This is a genomic window from Pseudolysinimonas sp. (assembly GCF_044239695.1).
In the GTDB taxonomy this organism is placed as follows: Bacteria; Actinomycetota; Actinomycetes; order Actinomycetales; family Microbacteriaceae; genus Pseudolysinimonas_A.
The window spans coordinates 1-10,749 of sequence record NZ_JBIIAW010000095.1; the positions used below are offsets into that span (position 1 = coordinate 1).

A 10,749-nucleotide genomic window follows, 5' to 3' on the forward strand; every position below is an offset into this window, starting at 1 on the left:
AGATCTCGGACGCGATCGGCGCCGACGACACCTCGGCGGGATCATCGGGCGCGATCACCGTCGACGACCCGTGAGGGGTGACGGCGGTCACGAACACGGCGATGCCGAGCCCGCCGAGCACCAGGGTGAGCGCGACTCCCGCCACCCGTCTCACACGGGCGCGGCGCGGGTCGGGTCCGGGAGTCGCGCTCACCCCGCGACGCTACGAAAGGGCGCCCACCCGCCCACACGCCGGCGGAGGATCGCGGGATGATGTGCCCCTGCCGGTGCGGGGGAGGACGGCAGCCCCGGTCGGGAAGCGAGGCTGTTTGCCCGAAATGGCCCCTTCAACGCGAGCGAAGGGGCCATTTCGGGCAAATGGCCAGCAGTGGGGGTTTCGATACACCCGCCTACGGCGGGCACTCAACCCGCGAGGTCAGCGGGTCGCGATGTTCACGACCCGAGGAGCGCGCACGATGACGTTCGCGATCTCGCGGTCCCCGATCGTGCGCAGCACGGCCTCGGAGGAACGCGCGAGCGCCTCGAGGTCACCCGAGTCGATCGTCGGCGAGACCTCGATGCGGTCGCGTACCTTGCCGTCGACCTGGATGACCGCGGTCACCTGGTCGGCGACGAGCAGCGTCGGGTCGGGCTTGCGCAGCCCGGCGAACGCCACGCTGCCTTCGTAGCCGAGGCGTTCCCACATGTCTTCGGCGGTGAACGGCGCGAACAGCGACAGCACGATCGCGACGATCTCGATCGACTCGCGCACCGCCGGGTCACCGGCGCCGGGACCCGCGTCGATGGTCTTGCGGATGAGGTTGACCAGTTCCATCAGTCGCGCGACGACGACGTTGAACTTGAACGCCTCGAGCAGCCCGGGGGCGTCGGCGAGCAACTGGTGGGTGGCACGGCGCAGAGCCTTGTCGCCGCCCTTCCACTCGACCTCGGGCGCCGTGGTCACTTCGCCGGAGATCCGCCAGGCGCGCGCCAGGAACTTCGCGGAGCCGGTGGGCGAGACATCCGCCCAGTCGATGTCGTCTTCGGGCGGCCCGGCGAACGCCATCGTGAGGCGCAGCGCGTCGGCGCCGTACGAGTTCAGCTCGCTCGCGAACTCGACGAGGTTGCCCTTCGACTTCGACATCTTGGCGCCGTCCATGAGCACCATGCCCTGGTTGAGCACGGCGCTGAACGGCTCGGTGAAGTCGAGGTAGCCGAGGTCGAACAGCACCTTGGTGATGAAGCGGGCGTACAGCAGGTGCAGGATGGCGTGCTCGACCCCGCCGACGTACTGGTCGATGGGTGCCCACTTGGCGGCATCCGCCGGGTCGAACGCCTTCGTGGCGTCGTTCGGCGCGAGGAATCGCAGGAAGTACCACGACGAGTCGACGAAGGTGTCCATCGTGTCGGGGTCGCGGCGCGCGGGCCGCCCGTCGGGCAGCGTGGTCTCGACCCAGTCGGTGGCCGCGCCGAGCGGCGAGGAGCCCTTCGGCTTGAGGTCGAGCCCCTCGGTCGACGGCAGGCGCACCGGCAGCTGGTCTTCCGGTACCGGGTGCAGCGACCCGTCCTCGGCGTGCAGGATCGGGATCGGGGTGCCCCAGAACCGCTGCCGGGAGATCAGCCAGTCGCGCAGACGGTAGGTCTTCGCGGCCCGCCCGACGCCCTTCTGCCCGAGCAGTTCGATCATCTTGAGCATGCCGTTGGCCTTGCTCAGTCCGTCGAGCGACCCGGAGTTGATCAGCCGGCCGTCGCCGTGCAGCGCCTCGCCGGTGCTCTTCGGGTCGAGCGCGGGGATGTCGCCCGACTCGAGCATCTCGGGGGTGATGATCGGGATCGAGCCGGTCACCGGGGCGTTCGTGTCGATGACGACCCGCACCGGCAGGTCGAACTTGATCGCGAAGTCGAGGTCGCGCTGGTCGTGCGCGGGCACGGCCATGATCGCGCCGTGGCCGTAGTCGGCGAGCACGTAGTCGGCGGCCCAGATCGGCAGCCGCTCCCCGTTGACGGGGTTGACCGCGAACCGGTCGAGGAAGACGCCGGTCTTCGGGCGGCCTGCATCCTGCCGCTCCACCTCGGTGGTGCGCTGCACCTGCTCGAGGTATTCGGCGAACGCCGCCTTCACCTCGGGAGACGCGTCGGCGACGAGTTCGGCGGCGAGGTCGGAGTCGGGGGCGACGACCATGAACGTCGCGCCGAACAGCGTGTCGGGGCGGGTCGTGAAGACCGGGATGCGCTCCTCACGGCCTTCGACCTCGAACTCGACCTCGGCGCCGGTGGAGCGCCCGATCCAGTTGCGCTGCATCGCGATGACCTTGCTCGGCCACGACCCCTCGAGCTGCTTGAGGTCATCCAGCAGCCGGTCGGCGTAGTCGGTGATCTTGAAGTACCACTGCGTCAGCTTCTTCTTCACGACGACGGCGCCGGAGCGCTCCGAGGTGCCGTCGGGCAGCACCTGCTCGTTGGCGAGCACGGTCTGATCCACCGGGTCCCAGTTGACCCAGGAGTCCTTGCGGTAGGCGAGGCCCTTCTCGTAGAGCTTCAGGAACAGCCACTGGTTCCACTGGTAGTACTCGGGGTCGGACGTGTGCAGTTCGCGGCTCCAGTCGAAACTGGCGCCGTACTTGATGAAGGATGCCTTCTGCTGCGCGATGTTCGCGTAGGTCCATTCGCGCGGGTCGACGCCGCGCTTGATGGCGGCGTTCTCGGCGGGCAGCCCGAAGGAGTCCCAGCCGATCGGGTGCAGCACGTTGAAGCCCTGCTGCCGCCAGTAGCGGGCGACGATGTCGCCGAACGCGAACGCTTCGGCGTGCCCCATGTGCAGGTCGCCCGACGGGTACGGGAACATGTCGAGGATGTACTTGCGCGGCTTGGAGTCGGGCACGCCGGCCGTCTCGAACGGCTTCGTCTCCGCCCACCGGGCGAGCCACTTCGCCTGAATGCGGTCGATGTCGTAGTCGGTGGCCGGGTCGTAGTCGGGGTTGTTGTCCTGCTGCACGTATTGCCTCTATCCGTCGCGACGGGCCTTGCGAAGGCCCCGTCCAGCGTAGTCAACGCCCAGGAGGGGCAAGTCGTTCCTGGTTTCGATACACCGCGCTGCGCGCGGCACTCAACCCGCGGAAAGACGAAGGCCGAGGGCCGCGAGGGGCGCGCGCGCCTTGAGCCGCATCTCGGCGTACTCCTCGTCGGGGTCGGAGAGGGTGGTGATACCACCGCCGGCGCCGATCGAGGCGCCGTCGGCATCCATCACGATCGTGCGGATGACCATCGCGAGGTCGGCCTGCCCGTCGTAGCCGAAGAACCCGAACGTTCCCGCGTAGATCCCGCGCGGGCCCGACTCCAGCCGATCGAGGATCTGCGTCGCCCGGATCTTCGGCGCCCCCGTCATCGACCCGGCGGGGAAGCAGGCGGCGAGGGCATCCACGGCGGTGAGTCCGGGCTTGAGGCGGCCCTCCACCTCGGAGACGAGCTGGTGCACCGCGGGGTAGCTCTCCACCGCGAGCAGACTCGTCACCGCGACCGACCCGAGTTCGCACACCCGCGACAGGTCGTTGCGCATGAGGTCGACGATCATGACGTTCTCGGCGCGCTCCTTCTCGCTCTCCCAGAGTTCGTTGGCGAGTTCCTCGTCGGCGATGTGGATGCTGGCGCGCGGGCGGGTGCCCTTGATCGGGCGGGTGCGCACGAGTCCCTCGGCGTCGACCTCGAGGAAGCGCTCGGGCGACGCGGAGAGCAGCGAGGTGCCGGCGATGCGGAGGAAGCCGCCGTGGTGCGACGAGGAGGCCGTGCGCAGCGCGAGGTAGGAAGCGACGTCGTCGAAGGTGCCGTCGACCTCCGCCGTCGTGGTGAGGCAGATCTGGTAGGTCTCCCCCTCACGGATGGCGTCGAGGCAGGCCCGCACGTTGGCGAGATAGGTCGGCTCGTCGTCGCGCCAGCGCACGGTCGCCTCCGACGACGGGCGGGGCGGCCGCGGCGGCGGACTCTGCAGGCGGGCGACGAGGTCGTCGCGCCAGGCGGCGAGCTCGCCGGTCCAGTCGTCGCCGAGCGCGAGCAGGTCGGCGGTGCCGTTCTCGACGTCGATCGCGAGCGCCCGGTCGACCCGCAGGAACGCCGACTCGGGATGCCGGGAGCGTCGCGTCACCGGCACCCCGGTGGTCTCCTCCCGCACTTCGTAGCCCACCCAGCCGACGACCCCGAGGCGGAACCCGTCGAAGCCCGGATATGCGCGGTACAGCTCGATCGGCTCGCGGTCGAGCTCGCTCTTCAGTGTCTCGATGACCGCGCCGCGTTCCGGCAGGATGCGCGTGCCGGAGCCCAGCACGTGCACCCCGTGGCGCCCGCTGTCGAGCCAGAAGACGTCACCGCCGGTCCCTGAGCCCGTCGAAGGGTCAGCCGCGAGAACGACGAAGGCATCCTCGGGAGTGATTCCGCCCGCCAGAGTGTGGCGCAGCAGTCGGCGACGCATAGCCTGATCCTATGAGCGGCGTTGCCACGACCTTCCTCTGGCAGGGTGGCGTTCTCACTCCCCGGGATGACTGCGACGTCGTGCCCGCGTCGATCGACGTCGCCGACTCGTGGTTGGTCGCCGAGGGTTCGGTACTCGCCCTCGACCTGCACCGGTCGCGGTTCCTCCGCGATGTGCCGCCGCACGTCGACGCGGAGGAGTTCTGGGAGGCCGCGATCGCCGCGATCCCCCGCACCGGCCACTGGTTCCCCCGCGTGGAGCTGCGCACCCAGTCGTCCCGGTTGCAACTGCTGTTCCGGCTGCGATCGGCCCCGGAACGGAATCGGTCGGTGGTGCTCGCGACCTACACCGGCCGCGACCCGCGCACCGCGCCGCGTGTGAAGGGGCCCGACCTCGAAGACATGGTGCGGCTGCGCACGCAGGTGCAGTCCGTCGGCGCTCAGGAGGCAGTCATCCTCACCTCGGAGGGCTTCGTCGCCGAGGGCTCGACGACCTGTCTGGCGTGGTGGCGCGGCGACGCGCTGGCGATCCCGTCCGACGACATCGCCCGCATCGACAGCGTCACCCTACGGTCGGTGCTCGCGCTCGCGACGGCGCTCGGCGTCGACATCCTGCGTGAGGATGCGCGCCTCGACGATCTCGACGGCTGCGAGGTGTGGGCACTCAACGCGCTGCACGGCATCCGCATCGTCACGTCGTGGGTAGGCGGGCCGAGCGTCGCCGAAGAGCCGGGACGACTGGATGCCTGGCGCCGCCGTCTCGACGCCCTGCGACGCCCCCTCCCCGAGGCCGCCCCATGAACGACGCGCTGCTCTGGATCCTCGACCTGGTGCGCAGCGTCGATCCGCTCGCCCGCACCCTGCTCGCCGGCGGCGGCATCTTCCTCGAGACCTCGCTGCTCGTCGGGCTCGTCGTTCCCGGCGACACGATCGTGCTCGTCGCGGCCACCGCCGTCGATGGACCCGTACAGTACGTCGGGCTGCTCGCCGCCGTCATCCTCGGGGCTCTCGGCGGCGAGAGCGTCGGCTTCCTGCTCGGCCGCTTCTTCGGGCCGCGCATCCGGGCGTCCCGGCTCGGGCAGCGCATCGGTGAGAAAAACTGGGAGCGCGCCGCGAACTACGTCGACCGGCGCGGCGGGATCGCCGTGTTCGTGTCGCGGTTCCTGCCCGTGCTGCACTCCCTCGTGCCCGTCACCGTCGGGATGAGCAACATGTCGTACAGCCGCTTCATCCGCTGGACGGCGCCCGCGTGCGTGCTCTGGGCGCTCGCCTACGTCACCTTCGGGTCGGTCGCCGCCGGGTCCTACCGGGAGCTCGCGGCGTCACTGCACTTCGCGGGGTACCTGTTCGTCGGCGCGATCGTGCTGTTCGTCATCGCCGTGCTCGTCGGCAAGAAGCTGCTCGAGCGGCGCGAGGCGCGGCACTGGGACCGCCCCGGCGACGGCGATACGAACACGCCGGAGTGAACCGGCGCACGGTCAGGCGGCGGGGGTCTCCCAGTACGGCGACATGAGCGCCGAAGCCGTCGCGACGCCGGCGAGCAGGAACGTCTCGTCGCCCGCCGGGTTCTGCGCGAACGCCCGCGCCATGAGGGCATCCGTCGTCACCACCACGGCGGAGAACGCCGAGCGGGCGGCGTCGGAGCCGTCGATGTCGAAACGGGTCACGAGCGCGTCGAAGAGCCGGTCGGCGAAGCCCTGCATCGCGGGGCGGCCGGTGGCGGGACGCAGGTCGAGCACGTCGCCGTAGCGGAGCGACGCGAACCCGGGCTCGTCGCGGAAGGCCGCCTTCAGCGAGTCGAAGACGTTGCCGAGCGCGATGAACCAGTTCGGGTGGGCCGGGTTCGCGATCTCGGCGAGCGCCCGGTCGATCGTGCGCTCGCCGTTGCGGGCCGCGAGGCTCTGCAGCACGGCGATGCGATCCGGGAAGTAGCGGTAGACGGTGCCGATCGACGCCCCCGCGCGATCGGCGACCATCGCGGTGGTGAGTCGCTCGTAGCCGATCTCGTGCACGACGTGAGCCGCGGCGTCGAGCAGGGCGGTCAGGCGGGCAGCACTACGGGCCTGTACCGGTTCGTTTCGGATGACCGCGGATCCCTCGAGCCGCGGAGTCTCCATCTGGGTCTGTGCCATGCGGGTTCTCCTCGTCCTGATCCGCTTCGGAGTCTAGACCCGCAGTGTCGAGCAATCCTGAGTTCTGCCCCGTGACACACTGGGAGATATGGCGGGACCGGCACTTCGACTCGTGACCGGTGTGGGCGACGGGATCCACTCGCTGCGCGAGCGATGGGCCCGGCAGGCGGGTCGCGTGCCGACGATCGTGCCGTTCGTCGGCTACGGCGGCGACGGCTGGATCCGCGTGCTCGGACGGGTCGTGCTGCGCAAGCCCGAGCCCGCGACCGGTGACCGCTTCCAGAGCGTGCGCGGCTGGCGCAGCTTCACATCCGTGCCGGTTCGGGATGCCGAGATCACCGTGACGGCCGGCATGGCCAGCGGCATGGTGAGCGCCGATCGCGGCGGGGTGATCGACGCCCGCGTCGAGGTCGACCTGCGGCCGGGCTGGTCGAGTGTGCAACTCTCGGTCGCCGGCGGCGGCACCGTCGAACTCCGGGTGTTCGTCGTCGACGAGTCGGCGACGTTCGGCGTCGTCTCCGACATCGACGACACCGTGATGGTGACCGCGCTCCCACGTCCGTTCCTCGCCGCCTGGAACACGTTCGTGCTCAACGAGCACGCGCGCACCCCGGTGGCCGGGATGGCGGTGCTCTACGAGCGACTGACGACGGCGCATCCCGAATCCCCGGTCGTCTACCTGTCCACCGGCGCGTGGAATGTCGTGCCGACCCTCACGCGCTTCCTCAGCCGCAACCTGTACCCGCGGGGCGCGCTGCTGCTCACCGACTGGGGTCCGACCAAGGAGCACTGGTTCCGGAGCGGGCCGGAGCACAAGCGCATCAGTTTGGAGCGGCTCGCGGCGGAGTTCCCCGGCATCCGCTGGCTGCTCATCGGCGACGACGGCCAGCACGACGTGAGCATCTACGGCGACTTCGCGCGGCGGTATCCCGAGCACGTGCGAGCGATCGCGATCCGGCAGCTGACCCCCGGCGAGGCGGTGCTCGCGGGCGGACGCACCTCCTCGCCCGACGAGGAGGACACCGCCGACTGGGTGTACGCCCCGGACGGCGCCGGGTTGAGCAGCCAACTGCGCGACCTCGGCGTGCTCTGATACCACGGGAGCCCCGGGCCCCCGAAGACGGGGGCGCGGCATCCTTGACCTCCTCCGTCGCCCGGCGGTAATTTCGTTGGAGTTGCCCGGTCCCCCATTGTGCGGACAGGACGGCACGCACCCGCAGTCTGAAATCCCCCGCAAACCCGGCCTCCCCCAGGCCGACGGTCTCCCCCGACCTAGCGGTTCCGATCTCCCCCGAGAGGAACGGCCCAGCATGTCCGCTGTGCTCACTCACACCGCGCTCACCGCCGCCGCGCCCGACGCCGGCCTCTTCGCCGCCGTCATCGTCGCCGCCGGCGTCACCGCTCTCGTCGCCCTCGGCCTCATGCTCTTCGGGATGCACCGCAGCGCCCGCCTCACGGTTCTGCGCGGTCTCGCCACCGCCGGCCTCGGCCTCGGTGTCGTGACGATCGCCATCGGCGGCGTCGTCGCCGTCTCGCCCACCTCCGCGCAGGCGGCGCCCGAGCAGAGCGGCCCCACCTACGTCGTCTCCTCCGACGACGACCTGCAGCTTCCGACGCTCCCCGTCGACTGACCCGGGTCTCGACCTCGGTGGTCGAGTAGCGCCGAAGGCTCATGTCGAGACCTTCCCCGCCCATACTGAGCGGGTGACTTTCACGCCCGCACGCCGTCGCCTCACCGCGCTGCGGCTCACGGCACTCGGCATCGCCCGGCCCTCGGCATCCTCACCGGTCGCCGCCGTGCGGCACCTGCTGGCCCTTCAGGGGCAGGACTACGCCGGCGCGCTCTGGTCGATCGCGCTGCGCACCCCCGGCGCCACCGTCGCCGTGGTCGAAGCCGCTCAGGCGGCCGGCGACCTCGTGCGCTCATGGCCGTTCCGCTCGACCCTGCACGTCGTCGAAGCCGCCGACCTCGGCTGGATGCTCGCCCTCACCGCCGACCGCGAGCTCGCGAAGACCGCCGGTCGGCACCGGCAGCTCGACCTCGACGCCGCCGACTTCGACCGGGCCGAGCGGATCGCCCGCGAGCGGCTGCACGGCGGCGGTCGGCTCGAGCGCCGGGAGCTCCTGAACGCCTTCGAGGAGGAGGGGCTGAGCGTCGCGGGGCAACGCGGGGCGCACCTGCTCGTGCGCCTCGCGCAGAGCGGCGTCGCGGTACTTTGCGGCCAGAACACCTGGACACTGCTCGACGATCACGTCCGCGACCCGCGGCACCTCGATCGCGACGCGGCGCTGGCTGAGATCGCGCGACGCTTCCTCACCGCCCGCGGACCGGCCACCGATCGCGACCTCGCCTGGTGGACCGGCCTGACGCTCACGGATGTCCGCGCCGCGATCGCGCGCGTCGACGACGAGTTCGACCGCGTCGAGATCGACGGCGTCACCTACCGGATGCGCCCCGGGCTCGAGGAGGCGACGGCCGGCATCCATCTCCTGCCTGGGTTCGACGAGTACCTGCTCGGGTACGCCGACCGCAGCGCGCCGCTCGCCGGACGCCCGCTCACCGACGTCGTGCCCGGCGGCAACGGGATGTTCCTCGCGACGATCGTCGTCGACGGGCAGATCGTCGGCACCTGGCGGCGCACGGTCACCCCGAAGGGCGTCGCGCTGACGACGGACCCCTGGCATGTGCTCTCCTCGCCCGCACAGCGTGGCGTCGACCGGGCGGCCCGCGAGTACGCCGACTACCTGGGCGTGCCGCTGCTCTAGCTCACGAGCGGCCGGCACGCCTCGCCGCAGTGCAGGTACGGACCGGTCAGCCCCGACATCTCCCGCCGCAGCTCCAGCAGGCGGCGGGCGGCGTCGTCGATCGTCGCCATCGGGATGCGCCCGTCGTTCACCGCGGCCGCCACCGCAGCGACGATCCCCGCGACGTCGACGCCCTGCACGTAGAGCAGCAGGGTGACGCCGGCTGCGATCGCCGCGACCGCGTTCGCCGCCGGATCCGCGTACGCGTCTTCGCCCGAATCCTCGAGCATGTTCATGTCGTCGGTCACGATGATGCCGTCGAAGCCCAGCTCATCGCGCAGGATGGCGACCCACGCCCCCGACAGCGTCGCCGGCGCCGCGTCGACCGCGCTGTAGCGCAAGTGGCCGAGCATCACGAACTCCGCACCGGCGTCGATGCCCGCTCGGAACGGCGGTGCCTGCGTCGCCCGCCAGTCCTCGATGCTCATCCCGGTCGTCGGCACGCTCGAATGCGAGTCCCCCGCCACCGAGCCGTGCCCCGGGAAGTGCTTGAGCGTCGAGAAGACGGTGCCGCTCTCCCCCTCGACGGCCGCGGCGACCCGCGGGGCCGCCGACGCGGCGTCGTTCCCCAGCGTGCGCGAGTAGATGAACGAACGCCGATCCCCGGTGACGTCGGCGACGATCCCGAAGTTGATGGCCACCCCGCCGGCGGCGACGAGAGCCGCCCGCGCCTGGAAGGCCGCGAGCGTCGCTGCCGGATCCTGGGCGCGCAGGGTCGAGGCGCCCGGACCGGAGTCGGGCAGCCGCCGCACGACGCCACCCTCCTGGTCGATCGCGGTGAGCACCGGCAGCCCGGCGTCGGCGCTCAGCGCCGCCGTGGTCGCGGCGAGCTGCTCCGCCGAAGCCACGTTGTCGCCCATGTAGATGACCCCGGCGACGCCGGTCGCGTCGATCGTCGCGCGGAGCGGCCCGGCGTCGACCCCCGGCACGTGCACCATCAGCAAGCTCGCGATCTTCTGCTCGAGCGTCATGGCCGCCAGCCGCGCGTCGACGTGCGCGTCGAGCGGGTCCACCGCCGCCGTTTCGGCAGCCGCCCACGGCTCGGGCGGGCCGCTCGCGGCGGGAGGCGACGCGCAGCCGGCGAGCAGGCCGGCGAGCACGACCACCACCGCACCCGCGCGTCGTCGTGCCATGACGGGACTCTAGCGTCCGCCTACGCTGAGGTCTCATGCGGATGCTGGGAGCCTTGCTGCGTTCGTCGCATCCGGGACCGACCGTCGGCGTGACGATCATCACGGTGCTGCTCGGCGTCGCGGTCGGACTCGAACCCTGGCGCGTCGCCCTGCTCGGAGCGACGATGGCGTTCAACCAGCTGTCGATCGGCCTCTCCAACGACTGGATCGACGCCGCCCGCGACCGCGCGGCCGGCCGC

General features: G+C 71.1%; 10 protein-coding genes and 1 pseudogene. 6 read left to right on the forward strand and 5 right to left on the reverse strand.

Annotated features, from left to right (window positions below; genetic code table 11):
* From ACILQS_RS12965 to ACILQS_RS12975, 3 genes are all read right to left on the reverse strand, one after another.
* On the reverse strand, window positions 1–193 hold a 193-nt coding region (locus tag ACILQS_RS12965), incomplete at its 3' end, for a hypothetical protein (RefSeq protein ID WP_395640548.1).
* Between the two features lie 222 nt (window positions 194–415).
* On the reverse strand, window positions 416–2,974 hold the full coding sequence (gene leuS / locus ACILQS_RS12970) for a leucine--tRNA ligase (RefSeq protein ID WP_395640549.1): 2,559 nt from the start codon (window positions 2,972–2,974) through the stop codon (window positions 416–418).
* A 111-nt stretch (window positions 2,975–3,085) separates the two neighbouring features.
* On the reverse strand, window positions 3,086–4,441 hold the full coding sequence (locus ACILQS_RS12975) for an anthranilate synthase component I family protein (protein WP_395640550.1): 1,356 nt from the start codon (window positions 4,439–4,441) through the stop codon (window positions 3,086–3,088).
* Between the two features lie 11 nt (window positions 4,442–4,452).
* Here ACILQS_RS12975 and ACILQS_RS12980 point away from each other — a divergent pair, with 11 nt between their 5' ends.
* The gene (locus ACILQS_RS12980; protein ID WP_395640551.1) at window positions 4,453–5,241 is read left to right on the forward strand and encodes an aminotransferase class IV; all 789 of its coding nucleotides are present in this window, start codon (window positions 4,453–4,455) and stop codon (window positions 5,239–5,241) included.
* Window positions 5,238–5,906, forward strand: a complete 669-nt coding sequence (locus ACILQS_RS12985) for a DedA family protein (protein ID WP_395640552.1) — start codon at window positions 5,238–5,240, stop codon at window positions 5,904–5,906. Before ACILQS_RS12980 ends, ACILQS_RS12985 begins: the two co-directional genes overlap by 4 nt.
* A 12-nt stretch (window positions 5,907–5,918) precedes the next feature.
* Here ACILQS_RS12985 and ACILQS_RS12990 read toward each other — a convergent pair whose 3' ends face one another.
* The gene (locus tag ACILQS_RS12990; protein ID WP_395640553.1) at window positions 5,919–6,572 is read right to left on the reverse strand and encodes a TetR/AcrR family transcriptional regulator; all 654 of its coding nucleotides are present in this window, start codon (window positions 6,570–6,572) and stop codon (window positions 5,919–5,921) included.
* A gap of 112 nt (window positions 6,573–6,684) precedes the next feature.
* On the opposite strand from ACILQS_RS12990, the gene ACILQS_RS12995 reads away from it, so the two are divergent.
* The 3 genes from ACILQS_RS12995 (at window position 6,685) to ACILQS_RS13005 (ending at window position 9,338) form a co-directional block, all read left to right on the forward strand.
* The gene (locus tag ACILQS_RS12995) at window positions 6,685–7,665 is read left to right on the forward strand and encodes an App1 family protein (RefSeq protein ID WP_395640554.1); all 981 of its coding nucleotides are present in this window, start codon (window positions 6,685–6,687) and stop codon (window positions 7,663–7,665) included.
* 217 nt (window positions 7,666–7,882) lie between these two features.
* Entirely contained in the window at window positions 7,883–8,203 is a 321-nt protein-coding gene (locus ACILQS_RS13000; RefSeq protein ID WP_395640555.1) for a hypothetical protein, read from the forward strand.
* 73 nt (window positions 8,204–8,276) lie between these two features.
* Entirely contained in the window at window positions 8,277–9,338 is a 1,062-nt protein-coding gene (locus ACILQS_RS13005) for a winged helix DNA-binding domain-containing protein (RefSeq protein ID WP_395640556.1), read from the forward strand.
* On the opposite strand, the gene ACILQS_RS13010 is transcribed toward ACILQS_RS13005, so the two are convergent.
* Window positions 9,335–10,510, reverse strand: a complete 1,176-nt coding sequence (locus ACILQS_RS13010) for a glycoside hydrolase family 3 N-terminal domain-containing protein (RefSeq protein ID WP_395640557.1) — start codon at window positions 10,508–10,510, stop codon at window positions 9,335–9,337. The genes ACILQS_RS13005 and ACILQS_RS13010 overlap by 4 nt on opposite strands.
* Before the next feature lie 35 nt (window positions 10,511–10,545).
* Between ACILQS_RS13010 and ACILQS_RS13015 the strand changes: the two are divergent.
* Window positions 10,546–10,749, forward strand: a pseudogene (locus ACILQS_RS13015) (1,4-dihydroxy-2-naphthoate prenyltransferase); the annotation flags it as partial.